The organism is Pseudomonas sp. NPDC087614, assembly GCF_044743485.1.
Taxonomy (GTDB): Bacteria; Pseudomonadota; Gammaproteobacteria; order Pseudomonadales; family Pseudomonadaceae; genus Aquipseudomonas; species Aquipseudomonas baetica_A.
Map to the genome: position 1 here is coordinate 12,713 of NZ_JBIUWN010000020.1, position 19,612 is coordinate 32,324.

The 19,612-nt window shown below is 60.2% G+C and carries 17 protein-coding genes and 2 pseudogenes; 13 read left to right on the forward strand and 6 right to left on the reverse strand.

Annotated features, from left to right (window positions below):
- Positions 1-48: 48 nt before the first annotated feature.
- Positions 49-849, reverse strand: a complete 801-nt coding sequence (locus ACIOWA_RS10490; protein ID WP_339538319.1) for a thermonuclease family protein — start codon at positions 847-849, stop codon at positions 49-51.
- A gap of 14 nt (positions 850-863) precedes the next feature.
- A complete protein-coding gene (gene rpmE / locus ACIOWA_RS10495) occupies positions 864-1,091 on the reverse strand; it encodes a 50S ribosomal protein L31 (protein ID WP_339432957.1) in 228 nt (75 codons plus the stop codon).
- A gap of 284 nt (positions 1,092-1,375) precedes the next feature.
- Between rpmE and ACIOWA_RS10500 the strand changes: the two genes are divergently transcribed.
- The 10 genes from ACIOWA_RS10500 to ACIOWA_RS10545 all read left to right on the forward strand — a co-directional run bounded on the left by ACIOWA_RS10500 (position 1,376) and on the right by ACIOWA_RS10545 (position 14,385).
- The gene (locus tag ACIOWA_RS10500; RefSeq protein ID WP_339432958.1) at positions 1,376-3,595 is read left to right on the forward strand and encodes a primosomal protein N'; all 2,220 of its coding nucleotides are present in this window, start codon (positions 1,376-1,378) and stop codon (positions 3,593-3,595) included.
- Positions 3,596-3,830: 235 nt separating this feature from the next.
- Positions 3,831-5,567 carry an arginine--tRNA ligase gene (gene argS / locus ACIOWA_RS10505; RefSeq protein ID WP_401159696.1) on the forward strand — a complete coding sequence of 579 codons (1,737 nt, stop codon included), beginning with the start codon at positions 3,831-3,833 and terminating at the stop codon, positions 5,565-5,567.
- 1 nt (position 5,568) lies between these two features.
- A complete protein-coding gene (locus ACIOWA_RS10510; protein ID WP_401159698.1) occupies positions 5,569-6,282 on the forward strand; it encodes an SPOR domain-containing protein in 714 nt (237 codons plus the stop codon).
- A gap of 232 nt (positions 6,283-6,514) precedes the next feature.
- Positions 6,515-7,051, forward strand: a complete 537-nt coding sequence (gene hslV / locus ACIOWA_RS10515; protein WP_003220875.1) for an ATP-dependent protease subunit HslV — start codon at positions 6,515-6,517, stop codon at positions 7,049-7,051.
- A gap of 48 nt (positions 7,052-7,099) precedes the next feature.
- On the forward strand, positions 7,100-8,437 hold the full coding sequence (gene hslU / locus ACIOWA_RS10520) for an ATP-dependent protease ATPase subunit HslU (protein ID WP_221731314.1): 1,338 nt from the start codon (positions 7,100-7,102) through the stop codon (positions 8,435-8,437).
- A 153-nt stretch (positions 8,438-8,590) separates the two neighbouring features.
- On the forward strand, positions 8,591-8,968 hold the full coding sequence (locus tag ACIOWA_RS10525; RefSeq protein ID WP_221731315.1) for a gamma-butyrobetaine hydroxylase-like domain-containing protein: 378 nt from the start codon (positions 8,591-8,593) through the stop codon (positions 8,966-8,968).
- Between the two features lie 258 nt (positions 8,969-9,226).
- On the forward strand, positions 9,227-10,906 hold the full coding sequence (phaC, locus tag ACIOWA_RS10530) for a class II poly(R)-hydroxyalkanoic acid synthase (protein WP_339432962.1): 1,680 nt from the start codon (positions 9,227-9,229) through the stop codon (positions 10,904-10,906).
- Positions 10,907-11,059: 153 nt separating this feature from the next.
- Positions 11,060-11,914: a poly(3-hydroxyalkanoate) depolymerase gene (gene phaZ, locus ACIOWA_RS10535; RefSeq protein WP_221731317.1), complete on the forward strand. Its 855-nt coding sequence runs from the start codon at positions 11,060-11,062 to the stop codon at positions 11,912-11,914.
- A 137-nt stretch (positions 11,915-12,051) separates the two neighbouring features.
- On the forward strand, positions 12,052-13,734 hold the full coding sequence (phaC, locus tag ACIOWA_RS10540; RefSeq protein ID WP_401159700.1) for a class II poly(R)-hydroxyalkanoic acid synthase: 1,683 nt from the start codon (positions 12,052-12,054) through the stop codon (positions 13,732-13,734).
- Positions 13,735-13,764: 30 nt separating this feature from the next.
- A complete protein-coding gene (locus ACIOWA_RS10545) occupies positions 13,765-14,385 on the forward strand; it encodes a TetR/AcrR family transcriptional regulator (RefSeq protein WP_339432964.1) in 621 nt (206 codons plus the stop codon).
- Between the two features lie 304 nt (positions 14,386-14,689).
- Here ACIOWA_RS10545 and ACIOWA_RS10550 read toward each other — a convergent pair.
- From ACIOWA_RS10550 to ACIOWA_RS10565, 4 genes and pseudogenes are all read right to left on the reverse strand, one after another.
- Positions 14,690-14,950: pseudogene (locus ACIOWA_RS10550) on the reverse strand (hypothetical protein); the annotation flags it as partial.
- Positions 14,951-15,040: 90 nt separating this feature from the next.
- Positions 15,041-15,436: pseudogene (locus ACIOWA_RS10555) on the reverse strand (phasin family protein); the annotation flags it as partial.
- Positions 15,437-15,446: 10 nt separating this feature from the next.
- Complete coding sequence (locus ACIOWA_RS10560; protein WP_221731321.1) at positions 15,447-15,869, reverse strand: phasin family protein; 423 nt, start codon at positions 15,867-15,869, stop codon at positions 15,447-15,449.
- A 243-nt stretch (positions 15,870-16,112) separates the two neighbouring features.
- Positions 16,113-16,388 carry a polyhydroxyalkanoic acid system family protein gene (locus tag ACIOWA_RS10565; protein WP_401159702.1) on the reverse strand — a complete coding sequence of 92 codons (276 nt, stop codon included), beginning with the start codon at positions 16,386-16,388 and terminating at the stop codon, positions 16,113-16,115.
- Between the two features lie 154 nt (positions 16,389-16,542).
- On the opposite strand from ACIOWA_RS10565, the gene ubiE reads away from it, so the two are divergent.
- The 3 genes from ubiE to ubiB are packed head-to-tail and all read left to right on the forward strand — an operon-like array spanning position 16,543 to position 19,537.
- Positions 16,543-17,313: a bifunctional demethylmenaquinone methyltransferase/2-methoxy-6-polyprenyl-1,4-benzoquinol methylase UbiE gene (gene ubiE, locus ACIOWA_RS10570; protein WP_221731323.1), complete on the forward strand. Its 771-nt coding sequence runs from the start codon at positions 16,543-16,545 to the stop codon at positions 17,311-17,313.
- Positions 17,313-17,936, forward strand: a complete 624-nt coding sequence (locus ACIOWA_RS10575) for an SCP2 domain-containing protein (protein ID WP_339432967.1) — start codon at positions 17,313-17,315, stop codon at positions 17,934-17,936. Before ubiE ends, ACIOWA_RS10575 begins: the two co-directional genes overlap by 1 nt.
- Positions 17,933-19,537, forward strand: a complete 1,605-nt coding sequence (ubiB, locus tag ACIOWA_RS10580) for a ubiquinone biosynthesis regulatory protein kinase UbiB (protein ID WP_339432968.1) — start codon at positions 17,933-17,935, stop codon at positions 19,535-19,537. Before ACIOWA_RS10575 ends, ubiB begins: the two co-directional genes overlap by 4 nt.
- Positions 19,538-19,612 lie beyond the last annotated feature (75 nt).

Consider the following 19,612-nt stretch of genomic DNA (forward strand, 5'->3'; position numbering starts at 1 on the left):
AAGGGCTTGACTGTTCACAATCAACAGGAAAAATGTCTACAAGTTTACTCAGCGAGCGCGTTGAAACATCGACGGATCGGTCAGTGGCAGTAGCCAACGCGGCTGACCCGGTTGCAACCCACCGCGACGCGAACGATCAACCACCCAGCCACGAGCCTCGATTTGCTTGCCCTTCAGCGCTTGCAGGCGAGCGCTGTCAAATTGTCCGACCAGATTGGGTGCAACGCGCAATACAAGTGCGCCCTGCAACTCGATCCAGATTCCACCTCGATTGCGTTGCACCTTGCTCACACGACCACTGACCACCGCGAAACCCGAGCGCTGGATCTGCTCCGCTTTCAGTACAGGTGATTGCCGCCAGAGACCTCGCCCAGCCTGTCGCGCGCTGCGCTCGGCGGCTTGCTGACAGGCCACCAAATCGACATTCGGTGCTACGGCGACCTGAAAACCGAGGCCGTCGGCGAGCATTTGCGCTTCAAGATTGGCGCCGCTGACGCTATAGAGGTGGGCGAGCGTACGACCGTAATGGTCTTTCGCTTGCTTACCGGGGAGCAAACCGACACGTCCGCCACTGGCAGCCACCAACGCTTCGAGGCGTTTGCGTGCCGCCACGGCTAACGGTTCGTCGCTGCGACCCTGCCTGCCCAGTTCAGGCGTATTGAGACCAATCATGCGTACGCTGCGCCCGTCGCTCAGGCGCAAGGTGTCGCCATCGACCACGCGCTGCACTGCCACGGTAGTCAGCCCCGAGGGCACAGGACAGAAGGCTTGCGCTGCGGACAGCCAAATCGCGGACACAAAAAAGGCGCCCGCGAGGGACGCCTTTTTCAGCAGTGAGGAACAGCCCACCGGGCTCTTCAACCTTACTCTGCAGCAGCAGGTTTCTTGCCGAAAGCACCGAAACGGTCGGCGAAGCGCTGAACGCGGCCGCCAGTGTCCAGAGTCTTTTGCTTACCGGTGTAGAACGGGTGGCATTCGTTGCAAACGTCGATCGCCAGGGCTTTGCCGAAGGTCGAACGAGTTTCGAATTTGTTGCCGCAGCTGCAGGTAACAGCGATTTCTGGGTAGTTCGGGTGGATATCAGCTTTCATGGTGTCTTCCTCAGCTAGCGTGCCGCCATCCAACACTATTGTTGAATACCGCACGTAATTAGGCCGCGGATTCTACCAGACAATGTCAATCGTGCAAGCTGTCCCTTAGACCGACCGTCTGCTAGGCTCCCGGCCTCGAACACATTCTCCTGTGGGAGCGGGCTTGCTCGCGAATGCGGCGTCTCACCCAACATTACGGTGCCTGACACACCGCATTCGCGAGCACGCCCGCTGCCACAATTGATCTGCGCTCGCCCTTCTTTTGTGTTGATAGAGACCCCCGCGTGCCCGACGCCATTCTGCGCCTCGCCCTGCCTTCACCCTTGCGCCGCCTGTTCGACTATCGAGCCCCGGCCGGCGTGCTGCGCGCCCAGTTACAACCAGGCATGCGTCTGCGGGTGCCGTTCGGCCGGCGGGAGATGATCGGGATTCTGGTCGAGGTCACTGACACCAGCGAAGTGCCGGTGGAAAAGCTCAAACCGGCACTGGCCCTGCTCGATACCACGCCGCCACTGCCACCGGCGCTGTTCAAGCTGTGCCTGTGGACGTCGCAGTATTATCAGCACAGCCTTGGCGACACTCTGAGCTGGGCGCTGCCGGTGCTGTTGCGTCAGGGCGAACTGGCCGAAGCGCGGCAGGAACGCTTCTGGTCGATCACCCCCGGCGCCAGCCTCGATGATCCGCGTGTCGCACGCGCCCCGCGCCAACGTGAGGCACTGGCCACCCTGGCCCAACACCCGCACGGCGTTGCCCATCAGTTGCTGAGCAAGCTGATGCTGAGCAAGGACAGCCTCGATTTGTTGCTGGCCAAGAATCTGGTGCAAGTCGACATCCGCCGGCATGCACCCGGTGCACGCCACGAGCACTGGCTCGCGCAGCCGGAATTACCGCTCAACACTGAGCAACGCGCCGCATATGAAGCGATTCGCGCAGGCTTTGACAGTTATCATGCGTTTCTGCTGGCCGGTGTCACCGGCAGCGGCAAGACCGAAGTCTATTTGCAACTGATCCGCGAGACCCTCGAGGCCGGCAAGCAGGCGCTGGTGCTGATCCCGGAGATCAACCTCGGCCCGCAAACCCTGGCGCGGTTCGAGCAGCGCTTCAATGCGCGCATCGCCCTGCTGCACTCGGCGGTCAATGACCGCGAGCGCCTCGACGCCTGGCTTGCCGCCCGCGATGGCGAGGCCGACATTATTATCGGCACCCGTTCGGCGCTGTTCACCCCGATGAAAAACCCGGGCCTGATCATCATCGACGAGGAGCATGACGGTTCTTATAAACAGCAGGAAGGCCTGCGCTATCACGCCCGCGACCTGGCACTGGTGCGCGCGCGGCAGGAAAACATTCCGATCGTCCTGGGTTCGGCCACGCCTTCGCTGGAAAGTCTGCACAACGCCTACACCGGTCGGTACGGCCTCCTGCGACTGAATGAGCGCGCCGGCGGTGCCAAGCAACCACGCTTCCTGCGCCTGGATGTAAAAAGTCGTCCGCTGGACAGCGGCATTTCCGGCCCGATGCAGCAAGCCATCGGCCAGACGCTCGCCAACGGCCAACAGGTATTGGTGTTCCTCAACCGTCGAGGTTTTGCGCCGACGCTGCTCTGTCACGATTGCGGCTGGATGTCCGAGTGTTCGCGCTGCGACGCGCGGATGACCGTGCACCAGCGTCACGGCGAACTGCGCTGCCACCATTGCGGTTACGTCGAACGCGTGCCGCGCCAGTGCCCCAAGTGCAACAAGGTTGATCTGCGCCCGGTCGGCGCCGGTACCGAGCGTGCCGAAGAACGGCTGGCGATTCTGTTCCCCGATTACCCGGTGCTGCGCGTTGACCGCGACAGCACTTCGCGCAAGGACGCGATGAATCAGTTGTTCGCGACGATTCAGAAGGGCCAGCCGTGCATTCTGGTCGGCACGCAGATGCTGGCCAAGGGGCACCACTTTCCGCGAGTAACGCTGGTGTCGATCCTCGATGCCGACGGCGGGCTGTTCTCCGGCGACTTCCGCGCCAGCGAGCGAATGGCGCAGTTGATCGTTCAGGTTGCCGGGCGTGCCGGACGAGCGGAAGAGCCGGGCAAAGTGATCATTCAGACGCACTTGGCCGACCATCCTTTATTAGTGCAACTGACCGAGCAGGGTTACTTCGCGTTCGCCGAACAGGCGTTGAGCGAGCGCCGCGCCGCCGGCCTGCCGCCGTTTTCACATCTGGCGCTGTTGCGCGCCGAAGCGCACAAGCCGGGGCAGGCCGAAGGCTTTCTCGATGAGGCATGCAGCGAGGCCGAACGTTTGTTGGCTGAGCAGAATCTGAGCGGGATCGAATTGCTCGGGCCGGTGCCGGCACCGATGGAACGGCGGGCGGGGCGCTACCGTGCGCAACTGCTTTTACAGGCGACAGCACGGGGGCCACTGCATCGGTTGCTCGCCACTTGGTTGCTGGTGCTGGAACAGATGCCGAGTGGGCGGGCGGTGCGCTGGTCGCTGGATGTCGATCCCGTGGATCTGTATTGACCTGAAGATCGCCTTCGCGAGCAGGCTCCCACATTGGATCTGCGGCGTTCATACATTATGTGTCTGGCACCGATCCCTTGCGGGAGCGGGCTTGCTCGCGAAAAGGCCCGAATTGTCACCACATATCCATAAGCTGCCTGCTAAGGTTGGCAAGCCCGTCTTCGCAACGGATAATGCCCAGTTTTTCCACCCGCGCATCGATGCGCCGCCGCGCTTGCGGTCGAAAGAGAAGACCATGAAAGACACCATCCGCCAGCTGATCCAACAAGCCCTCACCCAACTCGTCAACGAAGGTGTGTTGCCTGAAGGCCTGACGCCGGCGATCCAGGTGGAGAACGCCCGCGACAAGACCCACGGCGACTTCGCCAGCAACATCGCCATGATGCTGGCCAAGCCTGCGGGTATGAAGCCGCGCGATCTGGCGGAAAAAATCATTGCCGCACTGCCTGCCGACGAGAACGTCACCAAAGCGGAAATCGCCGGCCCCGGCTTCATCAACTTCTTCCAGAACACTCAGGCCCTGGCCAACCGCCTCGACGCTGCCCTGGCTGACGCCCATGTTGGCGTGCGCAAGGCCGGCCCGGCGCAGCGCACCGTGGTCGACCTGTCGGCACCGAATCTGGCCAAAGAGATGCACGTCGGCCACTTGCGCTCGACCATCATCGGTGACGGCGTGGCCCGTGTACTGGAATTCCTCGGCGACGAAGTGATCCGCCAGAACCACGTCGGCGACTGGGGCACCCAGTTCGGCATGCTGATGGCGTATCTGCAGGAAAACCCGATCACCAGCGATGAGCTGTCGGATCTGGAAAACTTCTACCGCGCCGCCAAGCAGCGTTTCGACGAATCCGAAGCGTTCGCCGACCGTGCCCGTGGCCTGGTGGTCAAGTTGCAGGCCGGCGATGCCGAGTGCCTGGCGCTGTGGACCAGGTTCAAGGACATCTCGCTGTCGCACTGCCAGAAGATCTACGAACTGCTCAACGTCAAGCTGACCATGGCCGACGTGATGGGCGAAAGCGCCTACAACGACGACCTGATCAACGTTGTAAACGACCTGAAAGCCGCCGGCATGCTGGTCGAGAGTAACGGCGCCCAGTGCGTGTTCCTCGACGAATTCAAGAACGCCGACGGCGACCCGCTGCCGGTGATCATCGTCAAGGCTGACGGCGGTTACCTGTACGCCACCACTGACCTGGCAGCCGTGCGCTACCGCAGTGGCAAATTGAAGGCTGATCGCGCGCTGTACTTCGTCGACCAGCGTCAGGCCCTGCACTTCCAGCAAGTGTTCGCCGTGGCGCGCAAGGCCGGTTTCGTGACCCATCCGATGGAAATGGAGCACATGGGCTTCGGCACCATGAACGGCGCCGACGGCCGTCCGTTCAAGACCCGTGACGGCGGCACCGTGAAGCTGATCGACTTGCTCACCGAAGCGCAGGAACGTGCCTACAGCCTGGTGAAAGAGAAGAACCCGACGCTGGCCGAAGACGAGTTGCGCAATATCGCCAAAGTCGTTGGCATCGGTGCGGTGAAATACGCCGACCTGTCCAAGCACCGCACCAGCGACTACAGCTTCAACTTCGACCTGATGCTCAACTTCGAAGGCAATACCGCGCCATACCTGCTGTACGCCTACACCCGCGTGGCCGGTGTGTTCCGCAAACTGGGCAAGGACTTCAGCGAAGTCGACGGTCAGATCGTTCTCGAAGCGGCGCACGAACTTGAGCTGGCGGCGAAACTGGCGCAGTTCGGCGAAGTGCTGAATAACGTGTCCGACAAAGGCACGCCGCACATCCTCTGCACTTATCTGTACGACGTTGCCGGTCTGTTCTCCAGCTTCTACGAGAACTGCCCGATCCTCGCCGCCGAGACGCCAGCACAGATGCAGAGCCGTCTGCGTCTGGCCGCGCTGACCGGTCGCACCCTCAAGCAAGGCCTGGAGCTGTTGGGTCTGGAAACTCTGGAGCGTATGTAAGTTGGCTGCCAAGAAAAAACCTGCACCCAAGCGTGGCGCCAGCCGTTACCAAGCTCCTGCGAAGCAACCGATTCCGGGTTGGCTGTGGATGGCCATCGGCCTGACGGTCGGTGCGTTCATCGTGTTCCTGATGAAACTGGAACCGGGCAAGGGCAGCGACACGGTCAAGCGTGAGAAGGTCGAACAACAGCAGCAGAGAGCGTCGAAAATCGCCGAGGCCAACAAGACCCCGCCGAGCCCGACGCAGCCCGTGAAGCCGAAGTACGACTTCTACACCCTGCTGCCGGAATCGGAAGTGATCGTACCGCCGGACGCCGTGCCGGAGAAAACCCTGCCGACACCACAAGTGCCGACCATCCCGACGACGCCGGTAACACCTGCCGAAGCGGCGAAAATCGACACGGCACGGGCTCAAGCTGCGCTGTCGGGCATTACCCCGCCGCCCGCGCCACCGGTGGCGAAAGCGGCGCCGGTGACCAAGTTCTTCCTGCAGGCCGGTTCGTTCCGTAAAGAGACCGATGCGGACAAGGTGCGCGCGCAGATCATTCTGCTGGGTCAGTCGGTGGCCGTTGAGTCCGGCACGGTGAAGGATGAAACCTGGTACCGCGTATTGGTCGGTCCGTTCAGCAACCGCGAACAACTGACCACGGCCCAGAAGCAACTGGCTGGCGCTGGTTTTAGCAACCTGTTGTTACAACAACGCCAGAATCGCTGATCCCATCAGCGGTCCCGCGTCATCACTCTTCGCGAGCAAGCCCGCTTCCACAGGATCTGCGCTAACCCTGTGGGAGCGGGCTTGCTCGCGAAGGCGTCATGGCTGACACCCCGTCATCCTGACACACCCTCGCCGTTCGTCCCCCTGCACCCTCCCCGGTTGAAATCCGCTTCTCCACCCCCATATGAATGGGCATAAGGCATTTTCGCCCCGCAGTGTGGAGACTCTTCCCTTGACCACCATCGTTTCAGTCCGCCGCCACGGCAAAGTCGTCATGGGCGGCGACGGCCAGGTTTCTCTCGGCAACACCGTGATGAAAGGCAACGCGAAGAAAGTCCGTCGCCTTTACCACGGCCAGGTCATCGCCGGTTTTGCCGGTGCCACCGCTGACGCCTTTACCCTCTTCGAACGCTTCGAAGGCCAGCTTGAGAAACATCAGGGCCACCTGATCCGCGCCGCCGTCGAACTCGCCAAAGAATGGCGCACCGACCGCTCCCTCAGCCGCCTCGAAGCCATGCTCGCGGTCGCCAACAAAGATGCCTCGTTGATCATCACCGGCAACGGTGACGTGGTTGAACCTGAAAATGGTCTCATCGCCATGGGTTCCGGTGGCGGTTACGCCCAGGCTGCGGCCAGCGCGCTGCTGAAAAAGACCGACCTGTCGGCCCGTGAAATCGTCGAAACCGCTTTGGGTATCGCCGCCGACATCTGTGTATTCACCAACCACACTCAGACCATTGAGGAGCAGGATCTCGCTGAAGAAGCCTGATACGGCCCCTGTGCCACGGCTTTTTTTGCTTGAGGACCGCCAATTATTATGTCCATGACTCCCCGCGAAATCGTCCACGAACTCAACCGCCACATCATCGGCCAGGACGATGCCAAGCGCGCCGTCGCGATTGCCCTGCGCAACCGCTGGCGCCGGATGCAGTTGCCTGAAGAGCTGCGTGTTGAAGTGACCCCGAAGAACATCCTGATGATCGGCCCGACCGGCGTCGGTAAAACCGAGATCGCCCGTCGCCTGGCGAAACTGGCCAACGCGCCGTTCATCAAGGTCGAAGCGACCAAATTCACCGAAGTTGGCTATGTCGGCCGTGACGTCGAATCGATCATCCGTGATCTGGCCGACGCGGCGATCAAGATGCTGCGCGAGCAGGAAATGACCCGCGTGCGCCACCGCGCTGAAGACGCTGCCGAGGACCGCATCCTCGATGCGTTGTTGCCACCGGCCCGCATGGGCTTCAGCAACGAAGAAGCGCCAAGCTCCGATTCCAACACCCGTCAGCTGTTCCGCAAGCGTCTGCGCGAAGGCCAACTGGATGACAAGGAAATCGAAATCGAAGTCGCCGAAGTGGCCGGCATCGAGATCGCCACGCCGCCAGGCATGGAAGAAATGACCAACCAGTTGCAGTCCCTGTTCGCCAACATGGGCAAGGGCAAGAAGAAGTCCCGCAAGCTCAAGGTCAAAGAAGCGCTGAAACTGGTGCGCGACGAAGAAGCCGGGCGCCTGGTCAACGAAGAAGAGTTGAAGGCCAAGGCCCTGGAAGCCGTTGAGCAGCACGGCATCGTGTTCATCGACGAGATCGACAAGGTCGCCAAGCGCGGCAATGTCGGCGGCGCCGATGTCTCCCGTGAAGGCGTGCAGCGCGACCTGCTGCCGCTGATCGAAGGCTGCACCGTCAACACCAAGCTGGGCATGGTCAAGACCGATCACATCCTGTTCATCGCCTCCGGTGCGTTCCACCTGAGCAAACCGAGCGATCTGGTGCCCGAACTGCAAGGTCGTCTGCCGATCCGCGTCGAACTCAAGGCCCTGAGCCCGGAAGATTTCGAGCGCATCCTCAGCGAACCGCATGCCTCGCTCACCGAGCAATACTGCGCGCTGCTGAAAACCGAAGGCCTGAACATCGAGTTCCAGCCCGAAGGCATCAAGCGCATCGCCGAGATCGCCTGGCAGGTCAACGAGAAAACCGAAAACATCGGTGCCCGTCGCCTGCACACGCTGCTTGAGCGTCTGCTCGAAGAGGTGTCGTTCAGTGCCGGCGATATGGCCAGCACCCATGATGAAAAGCCGATCCTGATCGACGCGGCGTACGTCAACAGCCACCTCGGCGAATTGGCGCAGAACGAAGACCTGTCCCGTTATATCCTGTAAGCCATACTTACAGCGGTAGCGGACCCTGTGGGAGCGGGCTTGCTCGCGAAGAGGCCGTGCCAGTCGACATCAATGTTGGCTGACGCACCGCTTTCGCGAGCAAGCCCGCTCCCACATTTGAATCAGGGTCGCCCACACAACGGACGCCAGACCATGACCTCAATTCCCACCGACATCAAACTGCACAAAGCCTCGAAAACCCTGACGCTCACCTACGCGTCCGGCGAGGAGTTCACCCTGCCCGCCGAATTCCTGCGTGTGCATTCCCCCTCCGCCGAGGTCCAGGGCCACGGCAAACCCATCCTGCAATTCGGCAAGCTCAACGTTGGCTTGAGCAAGCTGGAACCGGCCGGTCACTACGCACTGAAACTGACCTTCGACGACGGGCACGACAGCGGCCTGTTCACTTGGGAATATCTCTATGAGCTGGGGCGACGTCATGACGCACTCTGGGCCGATTATCTGGCTGAGCTCAAAGCAGCCGGAAAAACCCGCGATCCGGATCAGTCGATCGTCAAGCTGATGCTCTAGTCCCAGCCTCTTGCTCTTTAGAGGGCATTTTCTAAATTCATCTGTTTGAATGCTCTGCTGCGGCGTCGAGGATCGGCCCGCTTGCGAAAAAAATTAAACTCGGGTAACCAATGGAGCTGGCAAGTTCCCTGCAGTGCTCTACGACTGTAAAGCAGCTATGCAGAATTAACGGTCACCCGAGCAGTAGTACCTGGCATTGGCTGTGGAACTGCACAGCAGAAAACCGGGTACTCGTCTCAGGACAATGGAGCGTCGTAGATGAGTAACAAGAATAACGATGACCTGAAGTATCAAGCCTCGGAAAACACTCTGGGGCTTAATCCCGTCGTTGGGCTGCGCGGAAAGGATCTGCTGGCCTCTGCTCGTATGGTGCTGAAACAGGCCATCAGACAACCGATCCATAGCGTCAAGCACGTCACCCATTTCGGTCTCGAACTGAAGAACGTGTTGTTCGGCAAATCCGAACTGCAACCGGCAGGCGATGACCGTCGTTTCGCCGATCCTGCGTGGAGCCAGAACCCGCTCTACAAACGCTACCTGCAAACTTACCTGGCGTGGCGCAAGGAACTCCACGCCTGGATCGACGACAGCAGCCTGTCACCCAAAGACGTTGCTCGCGGCCATTTCGTGATCAATCTGATGACCGAAGCGATGGCGCCGACCAACACGGCAGCCAACCCGGCGGCGGTCAAACGCTTCTTCGAGACCGGCGGCAAAAGCCTGCTCGATGGCCTCTCGCATCTGGCCAAGGATCTGGTGCACAACGGCGGCATGCCGAGCCAGGTCAACATGGGCGCATTCGAGGTCGGCAAGAGCCTGGGCGTGACCGAAGGCGCGGTGGTGTTTCGCAACGACGTGCTGGAGCTGATCCAGTACAAGCCGATCACCGAGCAAGTCCACGAGCGTCCGTTGCTCGTCGTGCCGCCGCAAATCAACAAGTTCTACGTATTCGACCTGAGCCCGGACAAGAGCCTGGCGCGTTTCTGCCTGCGCAATAACGTGCAGACGTTCATCGTCAGCTGGCGCAACCCGACCAAGGCCCAGCGTGAGTGGGGTCTGTCGACCTACATCGATGCGCTGAAAGAAGCGGTCGATGTGGTGACCGCGATCACCGGCAGCAAAGACATCAACATGCTCGGCGCCTGTTCCGGTGGCATCACCTGCACCGCCCTGCTCGGCCACTACGCAGCCCTTGGCCAGAATAAGGTCAACGCCCTGACCCTGCTGGTCAGCGTGCTCGATACCACCCTGGACAGCGATGTCGCCCTGTTCGTCGACGAGCAGACCCTGGAGACCGCCAAGCGCCACTCGTATCAGGCCGGCGTGCTCGAAGGCAAAGACATGGCCAAGGTTTTCGCGTGGATGCGCCCGAATGATCTGATCTGGAACTACTGGGTCAACAACTACCTGCTTGGCAATGAGCCGCCGGTGTTCGACATTCTGTTCTGGAACAACGACACCACAAGGTTGCCGGCCGCGTTCCACGGCGACCTGATCGAGATGTTCAAAAACAATCCACTGATCCGCCCCAATGCACTGGAAGTGTGCGGCACGCCGATCGACCTCAAGCAAGTCACCGCCGATATCTTTTCGCTGGCCGGCACCAACGACCACATTACCCCGTGGAAGTCCTGCTACAAGTCGGCGCAGTTGTTTGGTGGCAAGGTTGAATTCGTATTGTCGAGCAGCGGCCACATCCAGAGCATTCTGAACCCGCCGGGTAATCCGAAATCGCGCTACATGACCAGCGAAGGGATGGCCGCCAACGCCGATGACTGGCAAGAGAACTCGACCAAGCACACGGATTCCTGGTGGCTGTACTGGCAGGCGTGGCAGGCCGAGCGCTCGGGCAATCTGAAAAAGGCTCCAATGAAACTGGGCAACAAGGCGCATCCGGCAGGCGAAGCATCGCCGGGCACTTATGTACATGAGCGGTAATTGACACACCTCATCCCCAATGTGGGGGCGAGCCTGCTCGCGAAAGCGATCGTTCAGCCAGTATCGATATTGACTGACATGACGCCTTCGCAGGCAAGCCCGCTCCCACAAGGGTTAAGGGTGATATTGAGATCGACCCACAGGGCCTGAAGCATGCCGCAACCGTTCATATTCCGTACCGTCGATCTGGATGGCCAGACCATTCGCACGGCGGTACGCCCCGGCAAGCCTCACTTGACGCCCTTGCTGATTTTCAACGGCATCGGCGCCAACCTGGAGCTGGTGTTTCCGTTTGTCGCGGCGCTGGACCCGGATCTGGAAGTGATCGCCTTCGACGTGCCCGGTGTCGGTGGTTCCTCGACGCCGAACCGACCGTATCGCTTTCCCGGCCTGGCCAAGCTGACGTCACGGATGCTCGATTACCTCGACTATGGTCAGGTCAACGTGATCGGTGTGTCGTGGGGCGGCGCGCTCGCGCAGCAGTTCGCCTACGACTACCCCGAGCGCTGCAAGAAACTGGTGCTGGCGGCGACCGCTGCCGGTGCGGTGATGGTGCCGGGCAAACCGAAAGTGCTGTGGATGATGGCCAGCCCCCGGCGCTACATTCAGCCGTCCCATGTCATCCGTATCGCACCGTTGATCTACGGCGGTTCGTTCCGCCGTGACCCGACCCTGGCCGCCAGCCACGCAGCAAAAGTGCGTTCGGCGGGCAAGCTCGGTTACTACTGGCAACTGTTCGCCGGTCTGGGCTGGACCAGCATTCACTGGCTGCACAAGATCCACCAGCCGACGCTGGTGCTGGCCGGCGATGACGATCCACTGATCCCGTTGGTCAACATGCGCATGCTCGCCTGGCGCATTCCCAACGCGCAGTTGCACATCATCGATGACGGTCACCTGTTCCTGATTACCCGCGCCGAAGCCGTGGCGCCGATCATCATGAAATTCCTCGAGGAGGAACGTCAGCGCGCGGTGATGCACCCGCACCCGACACCGCTGGGCGGCTAACCGCTACGGCAGGTTTTATGCAGTGCCTTTTCAGAATGCGTGGCAGGACGCCCCGCAGGCAACAACCCGCAACAGCGACTATGGTGTTCTGGTTCGGTGAGTTTGTTTTTGGCCTGAAGACGAAGGAGTGTTGATACATGCGCGAAAAACCAGCAAAGGGCGTTGTACCCAGCTCCGCCGTGTTCATCAATGCACAAAGTGCGATCGCCGGGCTGCGTGGCCGAGACCTGATCTCGACCCTGCGCAGCGTGGCCGTCCATGGCTTGCGCAACCCGATCCACAGCGCGAAGCACGCGTTGAAACTCGGCGGCCAATTGGGCCGCGTGCTGCTGGGCGAAACCCTGCACCCGACCAATCCACAGGACAGCCGCTTCGCCGACCCGGCATGGAGCCTGAATCCGTTTTACCGGCGCAGTCTGCAGGCGTATCTGGCCTGGCAGAAACAGGTCAAAAGCTGGATCGACGAGAGCAACATGAGCCCGGACGATCGCGCGCGCGCGCAGTTTGCCTTCACCCTGCTCAACGACGCCGTAGCGCCGTCCAATACGTTGCTCAACCCGCTGGCGATCAAGGAGTTGTTCAACTCCGGCGGCCACAGTCTGGTGCGCGGCCTCAGTCATCTGTTTGATGATTTGCTGCACAACGACGGCCTGCCTCGGCAGGTCACCAAGCAAGCATTCGAAGTTGGCAAAACCGTCGCCACCACCACCGGCTCAGTAGTGTTTCGCAACGAGATGCTGGAGCTGATCCAGTATCGACCGATGAGCGAAAAACAGTACGCCAAGCCACTGCTGGTAGTACCGCCGCAAATCAACAAGTACTACATTTTTGACCTCAGTCCGCAAAACAGCTTCGTCCAATACGCCCTGAAAAACGGCTTGCAGACCTTCATGATCAGTTGGCGCAACCCCGATGTGCGCCACCGCGAATGGGGCCTTTCGACTTACGTTGAAGCGGTGGAAGAAGCGATGAACGTGTGCCGGGCGATCACCGGCGCCCGCGAGGTCAACCTGATGGGCGCCTGCGCCGGCGGGCTGACCATCGCCGCTCTGCAAGGGCATTTGCAGGCCAAACGGCAACTGCGGCGGGTCTCCAGCGCGACCTATCTGGTCAGCCTGCTCGACAGCCAGATCGAAACCCCGGCCACGCTATTTGCCGATGAGCAAACCCTTGAAGCCGCCAAACGCCGTTCCTATCAGAAGGGCGTGCTGGACGGTCGCGACATGTCCAAGGTTTTCGCCTGGATGCGCCCCAACGATTTGATCTGGAGCTACTTCGTCAACAACTACCTGTTGGGCAAAGAGCCGCCAGCCTTCGACATTCTTTACTGGAACAACGACAACACTCGCCTGCCCGCCGCGTTTCACGGCGACCTGCTGGACTTCTTCAAGCACAACCCGCTGACCCACCCCGGTGGTCTTGAGGTCTGCGGTACGCCGATCGATCTGCAGAAAGTCACTGTCGACAGTTTCAGCGTCGCCGGCATGAACGACCACATCACTCCATGGGATGCGGTGTATCGCTCAACCTTGCTGTTGGGGGGTGATCGACGTTTTGTGCTGTCCAACAGCGGCCATGTACAGAGCATTCTCAACCCACCGACCAACCCGAAAGCCGCCTACATCGATAACGGCAAGATGAGCAGCGATCCGCGCGCCTGGTACTACGACGGCAAACACGTCGACGGCAGTTGGTGGCCACAGTGGCTGGAATGGATTCAGCAACGCTCCGGCGACCAGCACGAAACCCAGATGACCCTCGGCAACCCGAACTATCCACCGATGGAGGCAGCACCCGGCACTTACGTGCATGTGCGCTGACGCTTAACCGAATTTTTCTAAGAAGACTGGATGAAAACCCGCGACCGGATTCTCGAATGTGCTCTGCAACTGTTCAACGAAAAGGGCGAGCCGAACGTTTCCACCATGGAAGTTGCCAATGAAATGGGGATCAGCCCCGGCAACCTCTATTACCACTTCCACGGCAAGGAGCCACTGATACTCGGACTGTTCGAACGTTTCCAGAATGAGTTGGCGCCGCTGCTGGATCCGCCGCCGGAGGTGGAGTTGGCGCCGGAAGATTACTGGCTGTTCTTGCATCTGATCGTCGAGCGACTGGCGCAGTATCGGTTCCTGTTTCAGGACCTGTCGAACCTGGCCGGACGCCTGCCGAAACTGGCGAAGGGGATTCGTCATTTGCTCAATGCCTTGAAACGCACACTGGCATCGTTGCTGGCGCGGTTGAAGGCGGCAGGACAGTTGGTCAGCGATACGCAGGCGCTGGGGCAATTGGTGGAGCAGATCACCCTGACGCTGCTGTTTTCACTGGACTATCAGCGGATTCTTGATCGGGAGGGGGAAGTCAGATTGGTGGTTTACCAGATCATGATGCTGGTGGCGCCGCACTTGCTGCCGCCGGTGAAGGTGGCGACGGAGCGGATGGCGCTGCAATACCTGGAAGATCACGACTAATCGAAAATACCAGGAACCCTGCGGGAGTGGGCTCGCTCGCGAAGAGGCCAGTACATCCGCGACATCTTGTGTGACCGGAATGCCGCCTTCGCGAGCAAGCCCGCTCCCACAGGGGTTCGCAGTCGGCTTGAGATTATCTACACAAACAAAAACGCCCGACCTTGGCAGGCCGGGCGTTTTCTTGCTTCCTGAAAAATCAGGACTGACTGGTTGGCGTCGACGGGGTCGATGCAACAGTCGGGGTGGCCGCCGGAGTCGGTGCAGCGGCGGAGTTCGACGTGCTCACCGGGGTTGCCGAAGTGGCAGGCTTGGCCGCTGGAGCGGCCGGTTTCGGCGCAGCGGCTTTCGGTGCGGCCGGTTTTTTCACTGCCGGTTTCTTCGCCGCAGCCGGTTTGGCCGCTGGCTTGGCAGCAGGTTTGGCGGCTGCGGTTTTCGCTGCTGGCTTGGCGGCAGGTTTAGCTGCTGGTTTTGCGGCAGGTTTAGCTGCTGGTTTTGCGGCAGTTTTTGCAGCAGGCTTGGCAGCGGCTTTGGCAGCAACCGGTTTGGTCGCAGGTTTTGCAGCCGCTTTAGCCAGTGGCTTGGCCGCCGTTTTGGCTGCTGGCTTGGCTGCAGCGGTTTTCGCCGCTACCGGGCGAGCTTTCTCCCCGGTAAGTTTTTCGATCTGCTTGGTCAAGGTTTCCACCTTGCTGTGCAGCGCTTTCACTTCATTGCGGCTCGGAACGCCCAGGCGCGAAATCGCGCTGTTCAGGCGCTTGTCGAACGCCCCTTCCAGCTCGTCCCACTTGCCCAGTGCGCGATCTTTTACGCCGCTGATGCGCGACTTGGCCGAAGAAGCAGAGTCCTTGGCGGCATCGACTTTTTTGCCGACGGCCGATTTGGTGAGCTTCTCGGCTTTCTCACCGTCTTTGACCAATGTATCGAAGAGTTTGCTGCCGTCAGTGTCGATCTTCGAGTACACGCCTAAACCAGCCAGCCAGATTTTGCGGGAGTAGTCTTCGACTTTCCCGATCCACGAGCTGCCTTCTTTATCGGTGTTCTTTTTACCAGCCATCCCGTTCTCCTTAAGATTTACGCGCGACGCGTTCGAGCAATGCCGTCAGCTCATCGAGCTTAGCAGAGAGTGTCTCAACGTCATGTTTAGACGGAATGCCGATACGATTCAAGGCGCTTGCAACACGGGAGTCGAAGGCCTTCTCGACCTTGTCGAGTTGAACTTCGACGCGACCTTTGAAAGAGCTGACCTCACCCTTGACTTCATCGATCTCGGTGTTGGCCGCTTCGAGTTTTTCGGTGACGGCTTTTTTGCCTTTCTTTTCAACCGTTTGACCGGCCTTGATCAGCTCTTGAAAGTAGTCGCTGCCCTCTTGGCCGACCTTGGCGTAGGCACCCAGGCCTGCCAGCCAGATCTTGCGGGCATAGGATTTCACGTCGCTCAGGGCTGAAGTCGAAGCGTCGATTTTTTTCTTCAAAATTACTTTGGCCATGGTGCACCTCACGCGCAGAAGGTTTGAGGAACTGCCCGCGAAAGTGTCGGGCTCAGGCACAAAGTAGGCAGAAAAATTAGAAACGGCACCCTAACAACCGACATAAACAGCAGGAGCACCACGAAACAAATGTGGGAGCGGGCTTGCTCGCGAAGGCGTCGTGTCAGTCACCTTATGCATTGACTGACAGACCGCTGTCGCGAGCAAGCCCGCTCCCACAGGGGATTGGATTGCAGGCGTAAATCAGACCAGCGCTTTGTCCAGCGCCTTCTCGATCTCGGTTTTGATCATGCCGCTCATGGCCGACATCATCAGGCCCAGCTCCACGTCGACCCTGATCGAATCGTCGGCGACATGCACCGCACCTTTAACGCCCGAACGCTTGAGGTTCAAGGTGTCGCCCGACCATCGCGGCTCCAGGCCATATTGATCGGACAGTTTCTGCGCCAGCTTGTCGGCCTTCTCGCGGGCCACTTCCTTGCCCAGGTTGTGGGCACGCTCAACACTAATACGGGCCATTGAATGACTCCTGCTTTATGAATGCTTGTCGGTAAATCTTGACCGCATCTGCGGCAAATCGTCCCGAAGGTTGCCCATCTTACCTTTAGCCATTCCAAGACAAAGCATGGCTTGGGGATTAGAATGTCGCGCATTCTCTTTTGGTGACAGCGATATGACTGATCAGCGCAAAGGCAGCGATGCCGAACCCACCACTCACTTCGGCTTCAAAAACGTTCCGGAAAGCCAGAAAGCGGAAAAAGTCGCTGAGGTGTTCCACTCCGTAGCCGCCAAGTACGACCTGATGAACGACCTTCTGTCGGGCGGCATGCACCGTCTGTGGAAGCGTTTCGCGATCGAATTGTCGGGCGTGCGCAGCGGTAATCGCGTGCTCGACATCGCCGGCGGCACCGGTGACCTGACCAAGAAGTTCTCCCACCTGGTCGGCCCGACCGGTCAGGTCGTACTGGCCGACATCAACGAATCGATGCTCAAGGTCGGCCGTGACCGTCTGCTGGATCTGGGTGTGGCCGGCAACGTCGAATTCGTTCAGGCGGACGCTGAAAAACTGCCGTTCCCGGACAACCATTTCGACTGCGTGACCATCGCCTTCGGCCTGCGCAACGTGACGCATAAAGAAGACGCCCTGCGCTCGATGCTGCGCGTACTCAAGCCCGGCGGCCGTCTGCTGGTGCTGGAATTCTCCAAGCCGACCAACGCGCTGATGTCCAAAGCCTACGACGCCTACTCGTTCGCTTTCATGCCACTGATGGGCAAGCTGATCACCAACGATTCGGAGAGCTATCGCTACCTGGCCGAGTCGATCCGCATGCACCCGAATCAGGAAACCCTGAAGTCGATGATGGTCGACGCCGGTTTCGACCGCGTGACCTATCACAACATGACCTCGGGCATCGTTGCCCTGCACCGCGGCATCAAGCCCTGATGTTGCTCACCGGGCTGCTGGCCAGCGTCGAACTCGGCCTGAACCGGGTGCTGCGTCTCGACAGCACGGCGCTGGCGCGGCTGGCGCATTTGACTGGCAAAGTGATTGCCGTCGATTGCCGCAGCCCGGCGTTGCAACTGTTCATCCTGCCGAGTGATGAAGGGCTGATGCTGGCCTCCCACTGGGAAACCGGCGTCGATTGCACCCTGCGCGCTCCGGCTTCAAGCCTGGTGAAACTGGCCCTGAGCAAAGACAAGACCGCGGTGCTGCATGCCCCGCAAGTCGAGCTCGATGGCGACAGCGGCGTGCTGCTGGAACTGGCCGGCGTGTTGCAGGACCTCGAGCTGGACTGGGAGTACGAACTCTCGCGCTGGCTCGGCCCTGTCGCCACACATCTGGTCGGTGGCCATCTGCGCAGCCGCGCACGCTGGTATCAACAAGGATTTGCCAGTCTCAACCAGAACCTCGCCGAATACCTCGCCGAAGAATCACGCACCCTCGTCGGGCAGCGCGAAGCCGAAGCGCGGTTCAGCGAACTGGACCGGATCAAACTTGATCTGGAACGTCTCGAGGCGCGTTTCGAGCGCCTTTCCCGATCCCTCGACCCAAGCGATAACGCATGAAGCTGCTTGCCGTCCGCCGTCTGTTGCGCATCCAGCGCGTCGTGATCCGCTACCGCCTCGATGACCTGCTGTTCGATCTGCCGCTGCCCTGGTTCCTCCTGGCGCTGCGCTTTGTGCTGCCGTGGCGCTGGTTTGCGCGCAAGCCGCTGGATCTGAGCCGGGGTGCGCGTTTACGCCTGGCATTGCAGGATTTGGGGCCGATTTTCATCAAGTTCGGGCAGATTCTCTCGACCCGTCGCGACCTGCTGCCGGAAGACATCGCCGATGAACTGATGCTGCTGCAGGATCGCGTGCCGCCGTTCGATTCGCAGGTTTCAATCAAGCTGATCGAAGAGCAACTGGGCAGAAAGATCGACGAAGTCTTCAGCCGCTTCGACGTCAAACCACTGGCCTCGGCCTCGGTTGCACAGGTGCATGCCGCGCAACTGAAAACCGGCGAAGAAGTGGTGGTCAAAGTCATCCGCCCGGGCCTGAAACGGGTGATCGCGCAGGATCTGGCATGGCTGTTCATCCTCGCCCGCGCCGCCGAAAAAGTATCGGCGGATGCCCGTCTGCTGCACCCGGTTGACGTGGTTCAGGATTACGAAAAAACCATCTACGACGAACTCGATCTGCTGCGCGAGGCAGCCAACGCCAGCCAGTTGAAGCGCAACTTCGAAGGCTCGCCGCTGCTCTACGTGCCGCAAGTCCATTGGGACTGGTGCCGCCCGAAAGTGCTGGTGATGGAGCGTATCTACGGGATTCAGGTGACGGATCTGGCGACCCTCGCCGACCAGCGCACCGACATGAAAATGCTCGCCGAACGCGGCGTGGAGATTTTCTTCACCCAGGTATTCCGCGACAGTTTCTTCCACGCCGACATGCACCCGGGCAACATCTTCGTCAGCACGGTCAACCCGTGGAGTCCGCAGTACATTGCTATCGACTGCGGCATCGTCGGCAGCCTGACCCCCGAGGATCAGGATTACCTGGCGCGCAACCTGTTCGCCTTCTTCAAGCGTGACTACCGCCGCGTGGCGCAACTGCACATTGATTCGGGTTGGGTGCCGGCAGAAACCAAGCTCAACGAATTCGAAGCGGCGATCCGTACCGTGTGCGAACCGATCTTCGAAAAACCATTAAAAGATATTTCATTTGGTCAGGTGCTGATGCGCCTGTTCCAGACCGCGCGGCGCTTCAACATGGAAGTGCAGCCGCAGTTGGTGCTGCTGCAAAAGACGTTATTGAACATCGAAGGCCTCGGCCGTCAGCTGTACCCGGATCTGGATCTGTGGAACACCGCGCAGCCGTTCCTAGAACGCTGGATGCGCGAGCGCGTCAGCCCGAAAACCTTGATCGGCAACGTGCAGAGCCAGTTCGAACAGTTGCCGCACCTGGCCAATATGGCCCGCGACCTGCTCGAGCGCATGTCCCAGCCCCATGCCAACGACCCACCGCCACCGTGGCACAAACGCAAGGACGACTGGTTCCTGCGCCTGCTTGGCAGTGCCCATCTGGCGGGCGGTACGGTCCTCGCCGCCGGTGGCCCGCTGAACGAACTGGGGCATTGGCCTGCCGGGATCATGGTGGCTGTCGGCTTGTATCTGGTCGTTCGCCGATAGCCAGTTCCATGATCGGCTGGCACACTGTTTCAACGCCTGAACCCGACTATTAGAAGTGCGGGTTCGCTGTCGGAG